Genomic DNA, 16,900 nt, shown 5'->3' with positions numbered 1-16,900 from the left:
TTACTGAAGTTTTATGCCGTTCGTGGAAATGATCTTGGACATGATCGCGGCCTCTTCCTTCACCCGGGTGCGCATGCCGTCGGGCGAGGTGCCGACCGCCTGCCAGCCCTGCTCGAACAGCTTCTGGCGCACTTCCGGCGACTTCATGATGGTCACGAGTTCCTTCGTGATGCGGTCCTGCGCGGTCTTCGAGAGGCTCGCGGGGCCGACCAGCGCGGTCCACACCTCGAGGTTGAAATCGCGCACGCCGGCGTCCGCGAGCGCCGGCACGTCGGGCGCCAGCGTGCTGCGGCCGCTGGTCAGGCCGACCGCCTTGACCTTGCCGGCCTTGACCTGGGGCAGCGCCACGCCGGGCGGGATCAGCGCCATCTGGATCTGGTTGCCGATCAGGTCGGTCATCACCTGCGGGTTGCCCTGGTAGGGCACGTGCTCGGCCTTCAGGCCCGGCACGCGGCTCTTGAGCAGCTCCATGCCCAGGTGGCCGACCGAGCCGACGCCGACCGAGCCGTAGCTCCACTTGTCGCCGCCCTTGCGCGCGGCGTCGAAGAAGGCCGCGCCCGTGGGCAGGCTGCTCTGGGCCACCAGCACCAGCGGCGCGGTGGCGATCAGCGACAGGTAGGTGAAGTCCTTGCCCGGGTCGTAGGGCAGCTTCGGGTACAGCATCTTCGACGACGTCAGGTTGCCGTTGATGACGATGCCGAGCGTGTGGTCGTCGGTCGCCTTGGCCACCTGGTCGGCCGCGATGTTGCCCGAGGCGCCGGGCTTGTTGTCGACCACCACCGGCTGGCCGAGGGCCTTGGCCAATGGCTCGGCGATGGTGCGCGCCGCTATATCGGGGGTCGAGCCGCCCGGGAAACCGACGATCAGCCGGATCGGCTTGGTCGGCCAGGCCGCGCCCTGCGCCGAGGCGGAGAGCGGCAGGGCACCGGCGGCGAGGGCGCAGGCGGCAGCGATCAGGAGGACTCTCTTGGAGGGGTGCATGGAGACTCGGTTGGGGGAAATTGGGGAATGGAAGGATAGCCCTCTCTTGTAACCAGACGTCATCAAACCTCACTCGAGGCTGATGTTCCCCCGCTTCACGAGCTCACCGTAGATCTTCGACTTGGCTTGCGCGTTGCGCTCGATGTCCTCGGGCGACCAGGCCAGCGGCTCGAAGGCGAAGGTGTCGAAGCGGGCCCGGATCTCGGGATCGGCGATGACCTTGGCGACATCGGCATTGATCTTCGCGCGGATCGCGGCCGGCACGCCCTTGGGCGTCAGCAGCGAGACGAAGGAGTTCACCTCCAGGCCCGCCGGGCCGCCGGCCTCGGCCATGGTCGGCACGTCCGGCATCTGGGGAATGCGCCTGGGCGCCGCGATCGCGATGTAGCGCAGCTTGCCGGCCTTGTAGATGCCCTGGCTCGACGGCAGGCTCGCGAAGCTCCACGCCACCTCGCCCGATCCGACGTTGGCGAACAGCTGCGAGACCTCGCGGTACGGCACGTGCTGCATGTGGGTGCCGGACAGCGCCTCGAGCTGCTGGGCACCCAGGTGGCCCGGGCTGCCGACGCCCCACGAGCCGTAGCTGACCTGCCCCGGCTTCTCCTTGGCGGCGGCGATCAGGTCGCTCATGCGCATCCACTTCGAGTCGGTCGGCACGGCCACGAAGAAGGGCGTGCGGAACAGCGAGGCCACCGGGTCGAAGTGCTGAAGCGTCACGAAATTGCGCGACTTGTAGAGGTGCGGCAGCGCGGCGATGTGCTCGCTGTCGAGCTGCAGCAGGGTGTAGCCGTCGGGCGCGGCGCGGCGCGCCTGTTCGATCGCGATGAAGCCGCCGCCGCCGGGCTTGTTGTCGACCAGCACGCGCTGGTTCCAGAGCCGGCCGAGCTTGTCCGAAACCAGCCGCAGCACCGCGTCGGGGCCGCTGCCGGCCGCGAAAGGCGTGACGATGGTCACCGGCTTGCTCGGGTAGTCCGCGGCCGGCGCCTGGGCGGCGGCCGAGGCGGCGAGCAGGGCCGTGGCGCCGGCGGCGACCAGCGAGAGGAGGGATTTCATGCGACTTCCTTGAGGTTTGAATCGTTCGACGGCGTTGTATCAGGTCGGCGCGGCGCGCCCGTCGTCGAGGCAGTGCGCGGGGCTCCAGCCGTAGAGCCATTCGACCGCGTCGTAGAAGCGCTCGGGCGTGCGACCGGTCCAGAGGCTGTTGCGCACCAGCCGCTCGACGCCCTTGGCATGGTAGAGACGACCCATCTCGCGCACCGACAGCACCACACGCGCGGTGCGCCCGACCCGGGCCGAGGCATAGAGGCGGAAGGCGGCGCTCAGGTCGTGGTCGCAGGCTTCGACCGCGGCGCCGAGCGTCACCGCATCCTCCAGCGCCATGCAGGCGCCCTGCGCCAGGTACTGCATCATCGGATGGGCCGCGTCGCCCAGCAGCGTGGCCCGGCCTTCGCTCCAGGTCGCCACCGGCTCGCGGTCGGCGGTGCTCCAGCGGCGCCAGGAGGTGGGGCGGTCGAGCAGCTGCCGCGGGCGCGCATGCACGCCCTCGAAGTACGACATCACCTCTTCCTTGCTGCCGTCGCTGACGCCCCACGCCTCGCGCTCGCGGCTGTGGAAGGTGACGACCAGGTTGTACTGCTCGCCATGGCGCAGCGGGTAGTGCACCAGGTGGCAGTCGGGGCCGGCCCAGACCACGGGCGCGTTCCAGCGCAGGTCCTCGGGCATGTCGGCGGCCGGCACCACGGCGCGGTAGACCACGTGGCCCGAGACCCGCGGCGCGTCGCCGATGAGCCTGGCGCGCACCACCGATTTGACGCCGTCGCAGCCGACGATGGCGTCGGCGCTGAAACGGCGGCCGTCGCGCGTGACCGCGGTCACGCGGCGTTCCTCCAGATCCAGCGCCTCGACCTGCGCCGAGGTGTGCAAGCGGATCAGCGGGTGCTGCTTCACCGCCTCGTGGATCGCGCCGTGCAGGTCGGCCCGGTGGCTGACCGCATAGGGATTGCCGAAGCGCGCGCGAAAGGCCTCGCCGACCGGCACCGAGGCGACCTCGCTGCAGTCGACGGCGTCCATCATCACCAGCCGGTCGGTGAACACCGAGCCGCGCCGCACCGCTTCGCCCACGCCCAGCGCATCGAGCGCCGCGAAGGCGTTCGGGCCCAGTTGCAGGCCGGCGCCGATCTCGCCGAGGGTGGCGCTCTGCTCGAGCAGGTCGACGGCGATGCCCAGGCGCGCCAGTGCCAGCGCCGCCGCCATGCCGCCGATGCCGCCGCCGACCACAAGGACCGTGGGTTTGTGCTTGGAAGGGGTGCCCATGATGCGTCTCCTGCGGGGATGTCAGTCGATGCGAACCGCGATCGGTTCGAGGCCGTCGATACGGACTTGCATGGTCTGCCCGCGCTGCACCGCGCCCACGCCCTCGGGCGTGCCGGTGAAGATCAGGTCGCCGGGCTGCAGCGCGAACAAGGTCGACAGGTTGGCGATCACCTCGCTGACCGACCAGATCAGGTTGCGGATGTCGCTCTTCTGGCGCACTTCGCCGTCGACCTCGAGCGTGATCGCGCCCGCCGTCATCTCGCCCATCGCGGCGCGCGGACTCAGCAGGCCCACCGGCGCCGAGAAGTCGAAGGCCTTGCCGATCTCCCACGGCCGGCCCTGCTCGCGCATCTTCATCTGCAGGTCGCGGCGCGTCATGTCCAGGCCGACCGCGTAGCCGTAGATGTGGTGGACCGCATCGCCGACCGCGATGTCACGCCCGCCGGTGCCGATCGCCACCACCAGTTCGGCCTCGTAGTGGTAGTTGGCGGTCTGGTCCGGATAGGGAATGCCGACCGCCCGGCCGGCCGGCACCGGCACCACCGAGGCGTCGTCATTGGGCTTGCAGAAGAAGAAGGGCGGTTCGCGGTCCGGGTCGAAACCCATCTCTCGCGCATGGGCCGCGTAGTTGCGGCCGACGCAGTAGACGCGGCGGACCGGGAACAGCTCGGTCGAGCCGGCGATGGCGAGGCCGACCACGGCCGGAGGAGAAACGACGAAGGACATGAAGACTCCTGCCGCGCGCAGCGGCAACATGGATGAAGGAAAAAGACGGCGGCCCGAAGGCGCCGGGGATCAGGCGTGGTCGAGGAAGGCTTCGCGCAGCACGCCCATCGCCTGCTGCACCGGTCGGTCCGAGAAACTGAACAGCACCACTTCCTCGCTCGCGGCAAGGCGCAGCGGCGCCCAGGACGGCACGACAAAGGTGTCGCGCGGCCCGAAATCGAAGCGCTGGCCGCCGATCTCGGCCGTGCCGCGGCCCTCGACCACGCTGTAGACCGCGCCGTCGGTGGCGCGGTGCGTCTTGCCGGCAAAGCCCGCGGGCAGCAGCTGCAGGTTGGTCGCGATGGTGGGCATCGGCGAGCCGCCGGTCAGCGGATTGATGTAGCGCAGCTTGTGGCCCAGCCAGGCGTCGGCGGCTTCCTGCTTCTGCAGCTGGGCCAGCGCCTCGCGGCTGCGCGCATAGGGGTAGTTGAAGATCGGCGAGGTCGGCGACACGTGGTCGTGACGCACCGGCACCATGTTGTGGCCGAAGCGCGCCAGGCTGTGGCCCTCGGGCCGCGCGACCTGCTGCATGCGGGCGTCGTCGTTCTCGGCGAAGCCGGCGTCGAAGAAGCGGATCATCGGGATGTCGAGCCCGTCGAGCCAGACCACCGGCTCGCTCACCCCTTCGATGCCTTCGTTGCCGTGGTCATGCCAGGCCCACGAGGGCGTGATGATGAAGTCGCCCGGGTGCATCGTGGTGCGCTCGCCACCGACCGTGGTGTAGGCGCCCTTGCCGTCGACGATGAAGCGCAGCGCCGACTGCACGTGGCGGTGCGAGGGCGCCACCTCGCCCGGCATGATGAGCTGCAGCCCGGCGTAGAGCGACTGCGTGATCGACGAGCGGCCCGGGATCGCCGGGTTCTCGAGCACCAGCACGCGGCGCACCGCTTCCTCGGCAGTGATCAGCTCGGCCGACTCCATCAGCAGCGGCCGGATCTCGTCGTAGCGCCAGAGCGCCGGCACGCAGGGCGTCTGCGGCTCGCGCGGCACCAGCGCGTGCAGCGACTCCCACAGCGGCGTCAGGTGGAGCGGGCGGATGCGGTCGTAGTAGGCACGGCGTTCGGCGCCGTCGGTGCGAGCGGCCGGCAAGGCGGTGTTCATGGGGTGTGTCTCCTGGCGTCGAGCGCCGAGGCCGCATTGTTGGCCCCGACCACTATTTGTTCAAGACTTCCACTCAATACTTGGAATATCGTTTTTGGATAATGGGGGCTTCTTCAGGGGAATTCCGATGTCCAAGCTCGATCTCGAATGGCTCGCGGTCTTCGACGAGGTCTACAAGACCGGCAGCGTCTCGAAGGCGGCCGACCGGCTGGGCATGGCCCAGGCCGCGGCCAGCACCATGCTGAACAAGCTGCGCGCCCATTTCGACGACCGCCTGTTCGCCCGCACCGCCCAGGGCATGCAGCCCACGCCCTATGCCCAGCGGCTCAGCGTGCATGTGCGCGAGGTGCTGGCCCAGCTCGACCAGGCGCGCGGCAGCCGCGGCGGCTTCGTGCCCGGCGAGGCGAGGCGCAGCTTCCGCATCTGCATGACCGACATCAGCGAGGTGGTGCTGCTGCCGGGGCTGATCGACCACCTGCGGCGGCAGGCGCCCGGCGTGCACCTGGAGACCGAGATCATCTCGACCGACAGCGGCCGCCGCCTCGAGGACGGCGAGGTCGACCTGGCCGTGGGCTTCATGCCGCAGCTGGATGCCGGCTTCTACCAGCAGACGCTCTTCATGCAGAACTTCGTCTGCCTGGCGGCGCGCAACCACCCGCGCATCGGCGCCCGGCTCACGCGCCGCCGCTTCGAGGCCGAGGCGCACGCGGTGATTTCCTCGTCGGGCACCGGCCATGCGATCGTCGACAAGACCATCGCGCGCCTCGGCCTCGCGCGCGACGTGGTGGTGCGGCTGTCCAGCTTCCTGAGCGTGGCGCGGATCGTCGCGCACACCGAGTTGATCGTGATCGTGCCGCGCATCCTGGGCGAGGTGCTGGCGACGCAGGAGCCGGTGAGGCTGCTGGAGCCGCCCTTCGCGCTGCCCTCCTACGCGGTCAAGCAGCACTGGCACGAGCGCTTCCACGCCGACGCCGGCAACATGTGGCTGCGCCGCACGGTGGCCCAGCTGTTCGCTCCCGGAAACGCCGCGGCGCTCGCATAATCGGCGCGGGCGCTCCCTCGATCCACTCATCGCCCAGGCATCTCATGTCCTCCATCACCCTGCGCTTCCTGGCCGAGCCCAGCACCGTCAACTTCGGCGGCAAGGTCCACGGCGGCACCGTCATGAAGTGGATCGACGAAGCCGGCTACGCCTGCGCGACCAGTTGGTCCAAGCGCTACTGCGTGACCGTCTTCATCGGCAGCATCCGCTTCCACCGCCCGATCATGATCGGCGACCTGGTCGAGGTCGAGGCGCGGCTGGCCTACACCGGCAACAGCAGCATGAACATCTCGGTCGAGGTCCGCAGCGGCGACATGAAGGGCGGCGAGATGCACAAGACCACCGAGTGCCTGGTGGTCTTCGTCTCGGTCGATTCCCACGGCCGGACGCTGCCGGTCGACAGCTTCACGCCCGGCACGCCGGGCGAGATGGCGCTGGCCGAGCGGGCCCGGGCGCACCTCGAAGCCACCCGGGCGGCGATCGGCGCCTGAGTGTGGCCCCCACGCTCCCCCACTGCGTGTGGGTCGCTGCCCCCCGAGGGGGCCGCAGGCCGCCTTGGGGCGGCCCGGCGCCGGCCTGGATGGCCCCCACGCTCCCTTAGTCGAAGCCCGCGCGGCGGCGGCCTGAGGCGCAGCGCGACCCGGGGCCGCCCTCAGAAGCTCACGGCCAGCCCCAGCGACACGCCGGACACGTTGTGGCCGAAGACATAGCGCAGCACGGCCCGCACCCGCGTGATGAACACATCGTGGCCGCTGGTGTCGAGCTCGAGCCCGGTGCCCAGGGTGGTCAGCCGGTCGAAACCCAGCACGTCGGCCTGGCTGCCCAGGTACCTCGAGTGGGAGAACTCCAGCACATAGCGCAGCGGCCGGTCGAGCGCGCGCAGGCCGGTGGGGGCACGCCAGCGCGCCCAGACGTTGGCGGTGCGCGCCGAGGCGCTGCCTTCGACCGCCGGGCTGCTGCTGCCATAGGACCTGAGCTCGATGTCCGTATAGCGCAGCTCGACATCGACCTCGTAGTTCTCGCGGTAGTGCTCCCAGTCGAGCATCACTGCGCCGCCGAGCCCGTAGGCGTTGAGCGAGCCGCCGTCGAGGAAATCGAGCTGCCGGTCCGTGACATGGCCGAGGTAGGCCCGGGCGATCTGCAGGTCGCTGGCCACCTTGCCGAGCGAGAAGTTGAAGATCGGGCGGAACGCGAGTTCCGAGGTGATCGGAAAGTCCCAGCCGATGCCCGCGGTGCCGGAGAGCGAGTTCCAGCGCACCGGCAGGCTGCGTGACTCGGTGCCGTTGCTGGCGACGAAGACCGGGTCGTAGCGGCTGTAGGCGACCGCTCCCTCCAGATAGAGCGGCAGGCTCTTGCTGACCGTGAAACCGCCACCGAGCTGCGACATCACGACATCGGGATTGCCGTTCGCCTGGTTGCTGATCGACAGGCTGCTCGAAGTCAGGTCCGGCACCGCCGAGTACGACATCAGCGCCAGCACCGCGTTGGCATGCTGCTGCACGCGCGGCCCGACGATGTCCAGGTTCTGCTGCGCGCAGGCGGCCGTCGACCCCAATGCGCACGCCATCAGCAGCGACAGCGCCTCAGGCCGTTTCATTGGCCTTGGGCACCGGCGCGTCGGGCTCCTGCGCGATGCGGCGCGCCAGCTCGATGTCGCGCCCGAGAAAGAAGCCGAGCACCGTGCGGATCGCGGCGATGGCGCCGAGCTTGCCGATGTCGTCCCAGTTGGGCGATACCGCGGTGTCGATCAGGTCGGCCGCCAGCATGAACTCCAGGCCCAGCAGCAGCCAGCGCGAGAGTCCCTGCCAGACCTCGAGCGTGACGGCGGACGCCGGCCGGCCCGCGAACAGGCCACGCGCCAGATTCCACAGCGCCGCCGCGGTGCCGAAGGCGAGCAGCAGCATGGTGATGAACTGGAGCGTCTGCGACAGACGTTCGGCGAGGAGGTGGAGCGCTTGTTCCATGGGGACACTTTCGGGGGATCGCCCGATGGTGCCCGCTGGACGCCGTTTCGCAAACTGCCCTTTGGTGAGGGGAGGGCCGGGGCGCCGCTCAGCCCGCCGCCAGCACCGTTCCGCTGACCTCGCCCAGGCCGATCCGCGCCGCGCCCGCGCGCTCGCAGTAGCCGCGCAGGCTCAGCGTGTCGCCGTCCTCGAGGAAGGTGCGGCGCTCGCCGTTCGGCAGCGTGATCGGATTCTTGCCGCCCAGCGTGAGTTCGAGCAGCGAACCGGCCTCGTCGGGCTTCGGGCCCGACAGCGTGCCCGAGCCGAGCAGGTCGCCGGGCTGCAGGTTGCAGCCGTTCACCGTGTGGTGCGTGAGCAGCTGCGCCGCGCTCCAGTAGGCGGCCTCGACGGTGTTGCCGCGCGTGAGACGCACCGCGGGCTCGCCGGCCGCGCGCATCTTCTCGGTCTGCAGCCAGACCTCGAGCGTGATGTCGAGCGCGCCGCGCTCGCGGTTGGCCGGCGAGTCCAGATAAGGCAGCGGCTGCGGATCGCCGGCGGGGCGCTCGAACTTGGCGCGGAACGGCGCCAGCGCCTCCATGGTGACGATCCAGGGCGACAGCGTGGAGGCGAAGTTCTTCGAGAGGAACGGACCCAGGGGCTGGTACTCCCAGGCCTGCAGGTCGCGCGCCGACCAGTCGTTGAGCAAGGTGACGCCGAACAGGTGCGACTCGGCGTCGGCGATCGCGACCGGCTCGCCGAGCGCGTTGCCGCGGCCGACCACGAAACCCAGTTCCAGTTCGTAGTCCAGCCGCTTCGAGGGGCCGAAGCTGGGCGCTTGCGCATCGGGCGCCTTGGTCTGGCCCTGCGGCCGCTTGAAGCGCTGGCCGCTGACGCCGATCGACGAAGCCCGGCCGTGGTAGCCGATCGGCACCCACTTGTAGTTGGGCATCAGCGGCTGGTCGGGGCGGAACAGCTTGCCGACCGTGGTCGCATGGTGGATGCCGGTGTAGAAATCGGTGTAGTCGCCGATGCGGCAAGGCACGGTCAACTCGACCGCCGACTGCGCGCTCAGGGCCTTGGCCCATTCGGCCTGCCTGGCGCTGCCTTCGCGCAGCCCTTCGGAGAGCGCGGCGCGCAGCGCCTGCCGCTCGGCAACGCTGCGGGCCAGCAGCATGTTCATGTCGTCGGTGTCGATCAGCCCGGTCGCCTTCAGGTCCAGCACCTGGTCGCCGATGGCGATGCCGATGCGGAATGCCTCGCTGCTGCCGGCGGCGCGGAAGCGGCCGAACGGCAGGTTCTGGATCGGGAAGTCGCAGCCGGCCTCATTGGCAGAGGCGACCCAGCTGCGCAGCTTCGGGTCGTGGGTGGCGTTCAGCATGGTCATGGCTTGAATTGGTCTGTAAGGCCGGCCCAGCAGTCGGCGTAATCGTTGTCGAGCGCCGGGCTTTGCAGCGCGAACGCGGTGGGGATGAAGCGCCAGCGGCTCTCGAACATGAAGGCCAGCGTGTGGTCCAGCTTCTGGGGCGCCAGGTTGGCCTGGCTGGCCTTGTCGAAGGCCTCTTCGTCGGGGCCGTGCGGCACCATGCAGTTGTGCAGGCTGGCGCCGCCCGGCTTGAAGCCGCCGGGCTTGGCGTCGTATTCGCCGTAGACCAGGCCCATGAATTCGCTCATGAGGTTGCGGTGGTACCACGGCGGCCTGAAGGTGTCTTCCATCACCAGCCAGCGCGGCGGGAAGATCGCGAAGTCGCAGTTGGCGGTGCCGGGGGTGTCCGAGGGCGAGGTCAGCACCGTGAAGATCGACGGGTCCGGATGGTCGAAGCTGATCGATCCGATGGTCATGAAGTTGACCGTGTCGTACTTCACCGGCGCCAGGTTGCCGTGCCAGGCGACCACGTTGAAGGGCGATTGCCTGGTCGGCGCCGACCAGAAGCGGCCGCCCGACTTCTTGACCAGCTCGTAGGCCACGCTGGCATCCTCGAAGGCCGCCACCGGGGCCTGGAAGTCGCGCGCGTTGGCCAGTCCGTTGGAGCCGATGGGCCCCAGCTCGGGCAGGCGGAACTGGGCGCCATAGTTCTCGCAGACATAGCCGCGCGAAAGCCCGTCCGGCAACTCGACCTTGAACACCACCCCGCGCGGCAGCAGCGCGATCTCGCCCGGCTTGACGTCGAGCACGCCCATCTCGGTGGTGATCACGAGACGGCCCTGCTGCGGCACCACCAGCATCTCGCCGTCGGCGTTGACGAAGGCGCGGCGTTCCATCGAGCGGCTCGCGAGGTAGACCAGGGCGCCGATGCCGGATTGCGCCTCGGCGTCGCCATTGGCCGCCAGCGTGTGCATGCCGTCGACGAAATCGACATCGGCATCGGTCAGCGGAATCGGCGCCCAGCGCAGCGGCTCGGGCGGCAGCGCGATCTCGCGATCGGCGCCGGTGGTCCAGTGCGCCTGCGCATAGGCCTGGTAGCGGCCGGCCACCACCGAGGGCTGGCGCCGGTAGAGCCAGGTACGCCGGTTCTGGTGCCGCGGCGCGGTGAAGGCCGTGCCCGAAATCAGTTCGGGGTAGAGGTCGAAGGGCGCGCGCTGCGGGCTGTTGCGGCCCTGCGGCAAGGCGCCGGCGACGGCCTCGGTGGCGTATTCGTTGCCGAAGCCGACCTGGTAGCGGCGCTCGGCCGCGGATGCGTTCGTCATGGTGTGCTCTCTTGAAGTCTCAACGGTATGGCGCGGCCGCCTCGAAGGCCTGGCGCAGCACGTCGGTCGAACCGATGTGGTTGGCCAGCACCAGCACGAGGCGGGCGTTGAAGGCATGGCTCTCGTCGCTCGACAGGCCCTGGTGGGCTTCGATCAGCGCTTCGTAGAAGTCGTCGGGCGCGTCGAGGTTCGGGGTGGTGATCAGGTCCATGGCGTTCTAGCCTTTCGCCAGTGCGCGGTCGCGTGCGGCGCGCACGGCCTCGGGATTGGGTTCGCGCCAGCGCGCGCAGACATGCTGGTCGGGGCGCAGCAGGTAGACGGTGCCGGGCCGGGCGTCGTAGCGCTGGGCGGCGAGTTCGCCGGCGCCGCTGCCTGCGACGCGCACGATGTGCAGCGGCACGTCGACGCGCGCCAGCACCGCGAGGCTGCGCTCGGCGGCGGCGCCCTCGCCGAAGACCAGGGCCGTGAAGCGGGTGGCTGCGGCACCCGCCGGGCTGAGCTCGCGCAGCAGCCAGCCGCTGCCGCCGTCGGCGCGGACGACCGGCGCATCGGCCGCCGCCGCGCCGGGCACCATCAGCCCTGCGAACGCATCGACGTCCGGCGTGTTCAGCGCCGAGTCGCGCAAGGTGCTCGGCACCGACAGCCGCCCGCTGTTGACCAGCGCCCGCGCGAAGGCATGGCGCTTGGATAGCTCCAGCACCGCGTCGCGGAACAGCCGGCTGACCTCGCTCTTGGGCGTGATGAAGTCGGTCGCGCGGGTCGAGTTGCGGATGTTCTCGTCGGCCGCGTACTCGCGCTCGCTCGCGTAGCTGTCGAGCAGCGCTTCGGGCGCCTCGCCGCGCAGCACCGCGGCCAGCTTCCAGGCCAGGTTGTCGGCATCCTGCACGCCGGAGTTCGCGCCGCGGGCGCCGAAGGGAGACACGCCGTGCGCTGAATCGCCGGCGAACAGCACGCGGCCGTGGCGGAAGTGCTCCATGCGCTGGCAGGCGAAGGTGTAGACGCTGGCCCAGCCGATGTCGAACTGCACCCGCTCGTGGCCGATGCTGTCGAGCAGCGCGCGCACCCGCGGGATGATCCTCTCGGGCTTGCGCTCCTCCACCGGGTCGGCGTCCCAGCCGAGCTGGAAGTCGATGCGCCACATGCCGTCGGCCTGCTTGTGCAGCAGCACGCTCTGGCCCGGATGGAACGGCGGGTCGAACCAGAAGCGGCGTTCGGTCGGCAGGTCGGCGTCCATCGAGACGTCGGCGATCAGGAAGCGGTCGCGGAACACGCGCCCCTTGGCCTCCTGGCCCAGCAGTTGCCGCAGGTTGGAGCGCGAGCCGTCGCAGGCCGCGACGTAGCCGGCCGCCAGGCGGTAGTTGCCTTCGGGCGTCTCGATGGTCAGCAGCGCCTGGTCGGCGTCCTGCTCGATGCCCACCACCTTGTTATTCCAACGCAGGTCGATCAGCGGCAGCTCGGTGACGCGCTCCGCGAGGAAGCCTTCGACGTAGTACTGCTGCAGGTTGATGAAGGCCGGGCGCTCGTGACCGGGCTCGGGCAGCAGGTCGAAGCTGTAGACCTGCTCGTCGCCGAAGAACACCCGGCCGACATTCCAAGAGACGCCCTTGGCCACCATGGGCTCGGCGCAGCCCAGCCGGTCGAAGACCTCCAGCGTGCGCTTGGCGAAGCAGATCGCGCGCGAGCCGGTCGACAGCGTGCAGTCGTTGTCCAGCAGCACCACGGGCACCTGCTGCTGCGCCAGGTCGATCGCCAGCGCCAGGCCCACCGGGCCGGCGCCGACCACCACGACCGGGTGGCGCGCCGGCACGGCCGCATCCTGGTCGGCGTGCCGCTTGTAGTCGAAGCGCAGGGACTGGTAGTCGACCGGCGCCCCGGCCGTCGATGCGAGGCTTGCCATGGCTTCAGCCTTCGAGTGCTTTCCACATGTCGACGTCGCGCTCGGCGGTCCAGATGCGCGGGTCGGCATGGCCCGAGGCCTCGTCGTAGGCGCGGCTGACGTCGAAGGGCATGCAGTGGTCGAAGATCACCCAGTGGCCGTACTTGGGCTTGAGCCTGGCGTAGGTCTCCTGGTAGACCGCGTTGAGGTCGCGCCCGGCCTTCACGCCGTCCTGCACGCTCGCGTAGACGTCGGCGATGAAGTCGCGCGTGCCGGCCAGGCCCTTGGCCACTTCGTCGGGCGTGGTCAGCGCGGCGCCGCGGCCGGGCACCAGCGCGGCGGGCTTGAGCGCGGCGATGTTGTCGAGCGTCTTCGGCCAGTCCTGGAAGTAGGCGTCGCCGGCATAGGGGGTGGCATCGAACTCGACCAGGTCGCCGCTCAACAGGGTGCGCTCCTCGGGCAGCCAGACCACGGTGTCGCCCTTGGTGTGGCCGCGGCCGAGCTGGATCAGCTGCACTTCGAGCTTGCCCAGCCACAGCGTCATCCGGCCGGTGAAGGTCATGGTCGGCCAGGTCATGCCCGGGGGCACGGTCTCGACGTTCTGGAACAGGCGCGGGAAGCGGCCGATCTCGCTCGCCTTGTCCTGCTCGCCGCGCTCGACGATCAGGTCACGCGTGTCCTGGCTGGCGATGATGTGCTCGGGCTTGTAGCCCGCGGCGCCCAGCACGCGCACCGCGTGGTAGTGCGTGAGCACCACGTACTTGATGGGCTTGTCGGTGACTTCGCGGATGCGGCGCACCACGTCGGCGGCCATCGCCGGCGTGGCCTGGGTGTCGGCCACCAGCACGCAGTCGTCGCCGATGATGATGCCGGTGTTGGGGTCGCCCTCGGCCGTGTAGGCCCAGGCGTGCTCCGAAATCTGGCTGAAGGTGATCTGTTTCTCTTCGAGATCGGCCTGGCTGGCGAATTTCTTGGTCTCGGTCATCGTGGGTCTCCTGAAATTTGTCTAAAGTGAACGAATTCGCATGGAACGAATGCGCGGAGTGTAATTCGAGGATCAGTTAATGTCTAATGCCTTCTGTATCAACGAATGACGGAACCTGATGGCGGCTGACTCCGATCGCGCGCAACGCGGCATCCAGAGCATCGAGGTGGGCGGCCAGCTGCTGCGCGCCCTGGTGCACCACGGCCGGCCAATGGCGCTCAAGGACCTGGCGCGCGAGGCCGAGATGTCCGCCGCCAAGGCGCACCCCTACATGGTCAGCTTCGGCCGCCTCGGGCTGATCGAGCAGGACCGCACCACCGGCCACTATCTGCTCGGACCGCTCGCCTTGCAACTGGGATTGATCAGCCTGCAGCAGGCCAATCCGGTGCACATCGCGACGCCGCTGATCGCCGAGCTGGCGCAGCAGATCGGCCAGACGGTGGCGATCGCGGTCTGGGGCGACCGCGGCGCGACCATCGTGCGCATCGCCGAATCGCCGGCGCCGCTGCACGTGAACATGCGGCACGGCACCGTGTTCTCGCTGACCGACACGGCCTCGGGCCGGCTGTTCGGTGCCTACCTCGACCCTGCGGTGGTCCGGGAGCTGCTCGAACAGGAGCGCCAGCGCGAGCAGAAAGGCGCCGTTGCCGCCGCACCGCCGCGGCGCGGCATGCCGCCGGTGCAGCCGCTGCCGGGCTGGAAGGCCTTCGAGGCGCAATTGCACGAAGTGCGGGCCCACGGCCTGAGCCGCTCCGAGGGCGAGATCCTGCCCGGCATCAACGCGATGTCGGCGCCGGCCTTCGACCACACCGGCGCGATCGTGCTGGCCGTCACGGCCATCGGGCCGCAAGCGATCTTCGACACCCAATGGGACGGCGAGGTGGCCCTCGCGCTCAAGGCGTGCGCGGACCAGGTGTCCCAGCGGCTGGGGGCTGCGTCTTCAAGGCCTTGAGGCGCTCGATGCTCCCGGCCGGCCAGTGCTCGGACCGGCGGTAGTACTCGCCCACCGCCGGCGTGCCCGGCGGCAGCAGCACCCAGGGCTGCCTGGACATCGTGAAGATGTGGATGTCGGGCGGCAGCAGGTCCGGCGCGTCGAGCGTGCCGACGCGCACGAAGCTGATCGCTTCGCCGCCGCCCGCGTAGTGGCTCCACAGCGCGACGCGGCAATGCGGGCAGCGGGCCACGATCTGGCCCTGACCGCTCGCCGAGGGCGTCTTCACGCGCTCGACCTCGCCCTGCAGCAGCTGCACGCGGTCGGCCTCGATCATCGCGTTGAGCGCGAACGCCGAGCCGCTCTCTCGCTGGCACCAGCGGCAGTGGCAGCAATGCACGAACAGCGGCCGCGTGGCCATGCGATAGCGAACGGCCCGGCAGGTGCAGCCGCCCTCGACCGGAAAAGGGTCCGGCCCGCCCGCCTCGGGCTGGCTCATCGCGAGCGGCCGTCGTAGTGCTGCACGGGCACCGCCTCGAGATCGATGCCCTCGAGACAGCGGATGTTGACCGCGGCCATCGGCTGACCCTTGGGATCGGTCGCCTCGGCAAAGGGATGGATGCCGCAGGTCTTGCAGAAGCGATGCCGGATCGCGTGCTTGTTGAACAGGTAGGTGCCCATGTTGTCGTCCTCGGGCGTGCGCAGGGTGAACTGCGTGCGCGGGACGAACCACAGCAGCGAACCCTTGCGCTGGCACATGGAGCAGTTGCAGGCCAGCGCACCCTGGAGCTCGCCTTCGACGTCGAAGGCGATCCGGCCGCAGTGGCAGCTTCCTTGGTAGGTCATCGGGGAGTCTCCGTGGCTTTTCGGGCCCCGCAGATTACACCCGCTCAGGGCTTGGCGGCCTGGAGCGCGTCGCGGGTGCGCAGGGCCTCGCGCCGGGCGGCCTCGGCGAAGTCTTCGCCGGCCGAGGCGTAGCAGATGGCACGCGATGAATTGACCACGATCGGCGCGTCCGGACGCCAGCCGGCGCGGACCGTGGCGACCGCGTCGCCGCCCTGGGCACCGACGCCGGGAATCAGCAGCGGCACCGTGGGTGCGAGCGCGCGCACGCGTTCGATTTCGGCCGGGTAGGTGGCACCGACCACCAGGCCCAACTGGCCGTTGAGGTTCCAGGGGCCCTGCGCCAGCCTGGCGACATGCTCATACAGGAAGGGCTCGCCCTCGATCCCCGCCAGCCGCTGGCCCTGCAGGTCGGCGCCGCCCGGATTGCTGGTCCGGCACAGCAGGAAGGCGCCCTTGCCCTGGTGGCGCAGGTAGGGCTCGACGGAGTCGAAGCCCATGAACGGAGACAGCGTGACGGCATCGGCCCCATAGCGCTCGAAGGCCTCGCGCGCGTACTGCTCGGCGGTCGAGCCGATGTCGCCGCGCTTGGCGTCGAGGATCACCGGCACCTGGGGCGCGTTGCGGCGCATGTGTTCCATCAGTTGCTCGAGCTGCCCCTCGGCCCGGTGCGCGGCGAAATAGGCGATCTGGGGCTTGAAGGCGATCGCCAGGTCGGCCGTGGCGTCGACGATGCGGGCGCAGAACTCGTAGATCCGGCTGGCGTCGCCCTTGAGCCCGGCGGGGAATTTGGTCGGCTCGGGGTCGAGGCCGACACACAGCAGCGAGCCGTTTTGGCGCTCGGCGGCGCGCAGCTTGTCCAGGAAGGTCATGGACCAATTTTAGGCGGCTGACCGCCACCACCCGCGGAGTGCCCAACCTGCTCTGCCGCCAGGCAGAGGTCGGCCCAGGCCCGGCCCTTGTCGGCCGGGTTGCGCAGCAGGTAGGCCGGGTGGTAGGTGGCGACGACCGGTGTCGCCTGCACGCCCGGCAGGTCCATCGGGACCACGCGGCCGCGCAGCCTGCCGAGCGGATCGGCGCTCTGCATGAGGCTCTGCGCCGCCAGCGGGCCCATCGCGAGCACCACGCGGGGCGCCAGGGCGTCGATGCTCTCGGCCAGCACGTCGCCGAKCGGCCGCGGGCTGGCGCGCTGGCCCGCGGCGACGCCGCGGTGCGTGCGCATCAGGTGCACCGGCGCGGGTCCGCCATGCAGCTGCAGCGCGTTCAGCATGTTGTGGAGCAGCCTTCCAGCGTCGCCTTCGAAGGGCTCGCCGTGCCGGCCATCGAGTTCGGGCGGCATGTCGGCCACGATCAGCCAGCCGCCCTGCGGGCTTGCCGCGGGGTCGCCGCAGACGCGCCGCGCGGCCTCGGCCAGCACGGCCGCGCCGTGCGAGGC

At 69.9% G+C, this 16,900-nt stretch carries 19 protein-coding genes; 3 read left to right on the top strand and 16 right to left on the bottom strand.

Annotation, left to right across the window (positions count from 1 at the left end):
• From AC1DYK_RS29725 to gtdA, 5 genes are all read right to left on the bottom strand, one after another.
• Positions 1-981 (bottom strand): Bug family tripartite tricarboxylate transporter substrate binding protein, encoded by a 981-nt coding sequence (locus AC1DYK_RS29725; RefSeq protein WP_478169579.1) that lies wholly within the window; start codon positions 979-981, stop codon positions 1-3.
• 69 nt (positions 982-1,050) lie between these two features.
• Entirely contained in the window at positions 1,051-2,034 is a 984-nt protein-coding gene (locus AC1DYK_RS29720; RefSeq protein WP_478169578.1) for a Bug family tripartite tricarboxylate transporter substrate binding protein, read from the bottom strand.
• Positions 2,035-2,073: 39 nt separating this feature from the next.
• Complete coding sequence (locus AC1DYK_RS29715) at positions 2,074-3,294, bottom strand: 3-hydroxybenzoate 6-monooxygenase (RefSeq protein ID WP_478169577.1); 1,221 nt, start codon at positions 3,292-3,294, stop codon at positions 2,074-2,076.
• A 21-nt stretch (positions 3,295-3,315) separates the two neighbouring features.
• On the bottom strand, positions 3,316-4,020 hold the full coding sequence (locus AC1DYK_RS29710; protein ID WP_478169576.1) for a fumarylacetoacetate hydrolase family protein: 705 nt from the start codon (positions 4,018-4,020) through the stop codon (positions 3,316-3,318).
• 69 nt (positions 4,021-4,089) lie between these two features.
• On the bottom strand, positions 4,090-5,160 hold the full coding sequence (gene gtdA, locus AC1DYK_RS29705) for a gentisate 1,2-dioxygenase (protein WP_478169575.1): 1,071 nt from the start codon (positions 5,158-5,160) through the stop codon (positions 4,090-4,092).
• 127 nt (positions 5,161-5,287) lie between these two features.
• On the opposite strand from gtdA, the gene AC1DYK_RS29700 reads away from it, so the two are divergent.
• A complete protein-coding gene (locus tag AC1DYK_RS29700; protein ID WP_478169574.1) occupies positions 5,288-6,202 on the top strand; it encodes a LysR family transcriptional regulator in 915 nt (304 codons plus the stop codon).
• A 44-nt stretch (positions 6,203-6,246) separates the two neighbouring features.
• Entirely contained in the window at positions 6,247-6,693 is a 447-nt protein-coding gene (locus AC1DYK_RS29695; RefSeq protein WP_478091831.1) for an acyl-CoA thioesterase, read from the top strand.
• Positions 6,694-6,854: 161 nt separating this feature from the next.
• Here AC1DYK_RS29695 and AC1DYK_RS29690 read toward each other — a convergent pair whose 3' ends face one another.
• The 7 genes from AC1DYK_RS29690 to AC1DYK_RS29660 form a co-directional block, all read right to left on the bottom strand.
• Positions 6,855-7,799 (bottom strand): hypothetical protein, encoded by a 945-nt coding sequence (locus AC1DYK_RS29690; protein ID WP_478169573.1) that lies wholly within the window; start codon positions 7,797-7,799, stop codon positions 6,855-6,857.
• Positions 7,786-8,166, bottom strand: coding sequence for a DUF1622 domain-containing protein (locus AC1DYK_RS29685; RefSeq protein WP_478169572.1), 381 nt, complete (start codon positions 8,164-8,166; stop codon positions 7,786-7,788). The genes AC1DYK_RS29690 and AC1DYK_RS29685 overlap by 14 nt, the downstream gene beginning before the upstream one ends.
• Positions 8,167-8,254: 88 nt before the next feature.
• Positions 8,255-9,529 carry a fumarylacetoacetase gene (gene fahA, locus AC1DYK_RS29680; protein ID WP_478169571.1) on the bottom strand — a complete coding sequence of 425 codons (1,275 nt, stop codon included), beginning with the start codon at positions 9,527-9,529 and terminating at the stop codon, positions 8,255-8,257.
• Positions 9,526-10,830 (bottom strand): homogentisate 1,2-dioxygenase, encoded by a 1,305-nt coding sequence (hmgA, locus tag AC1DYK_RS29675; protein WP_478169570.1) that lies wholly within the window; start codon positions 10,828-10,830, stop codon positions 9,526-9,528. The genes fahA and hmgA overlap by 4 nt, the downstream gene beginning before the upstream one ends.
• A 19-nt stretch (positions 10,831-10,849) precedes the next feature.
• Positions 10,850-11,041 carry a DUF2783 domain-containing protein gene (locus AC1DYK_RS29670; RefSeq protein WP_478169569.1) on the bottom strand — a complete coding sequence of 64 codons (192 nt, stop codon included), beginning with the start codon at positions 11,039-11,041 and terminating at the stop codon, positions 10,850-10,852.
• Between the two features lie 6 nt (positions 11,042-11,047).
• Complete coding sequence (locus tag AC1DYK_RS29665) at positions 11,048-12,727, bottom strand: FAD-dependent oxidoreductase (RefSeq protein WP_478169568.1); 1,680 nt, start codon at positions 12,725-12,727, stop codon at positions 11,048-11,050.
• Between the two features lie 4 nt (positions 12,728-12,731).
• The gene (locus AC1DYK_RS29660; RefSeq protein WP_478169567.1) at positions 12,732-13,691 is read right to left on the bottom strand and encodes an MBL fold metallo-hydrolase; all 960 of its coding nucleotides are present in this window, start codon (positions 13,689-13,691) and stop codon (positions 12,732-12,734) included.
• Positions 13,692-13,806: 115 nt separating this feature from the next.
• Between AC1DYK_RS29660 and AC1DYK_RS29655 the strand changes: the two genes are divergently transcribed.
• Positions 13,807-14,643, top strand: coding sequence for an IclR family transcriptional regulator (locus AC1DYK_RS29655; protein WP_478169602.1), 837 nt, complete (start codon positions 13,807-13,809; stop codon positions 14,641-14,643).
• On the opposite strand, the gene AC1DYK_RS29650 is transcribed toward AC1DYK_RS29655, so the two are convergent.
• From AC1DYK_RS29650 to AC1DYK_RS29635, 4 genes are all read right to left on the bottom strand, one after another.
• Entirely contained in the window at positions 14,585-15,121 is a 537-nt protein-coding gene (locus AC1DYK_RS29650; protein ID WP_478169566.1) for a GFA family protein, read from the bottom strand. The two genes, AC1DYK_RS29655 and AC1DYK_RS29650, sit on opposite strands and share 59 nt — an antisense overlap.
• Positions 15,118-15,468 carry a GFA family protein gene (locus AC1DYK_RS29645; protein ID WP_478169565.1) on the bottom strand — a complete coding sequence of 117 codons (351 nt, stop codon included), beginning with the start codon at positions 15,466-15,468 and terminating at the stop codon, positions 15,118-15,120. The genes AC1DYK_RS29650 and AC1DYK_RS29645 overlap by 4 nt, the downstream gene beginning before the upstream one ends.
• A gap of 44 nt (positions 15,469-15,512) precedes the next feature.
• The gene (pyrF, locus tag AC1DYK_RS29640; RefSeq protein WP_478169564.1) at positions 15,513-16,337 is read right to left on the bottom strand and encodes an orotidine-5'-phosphate decarboxylase; all 825 of its coding nucleotides are present in this window, start codon (positions 16,335-16,337) and stop codon (positions 15,513-15,515) included.
• Positions 16,334-16,900: uracil-DNA glycosylase family protein (locus AC1DYK_RS29635; RefSeq protein ID WP_478169563.1), on the bottom strand; the 567-nt coding region annotated here is incomplete at its 5' end. The genes AC1DYK_RS29635 and pyrF, both read right to left, overlap by 4 nt.

It is taken from the genome of Variovorax sp. P2_H12, assembly GCF_056403395.1.
This window is presented reverse-complemented; position numbering and strand designations above follow the sequence as displayed.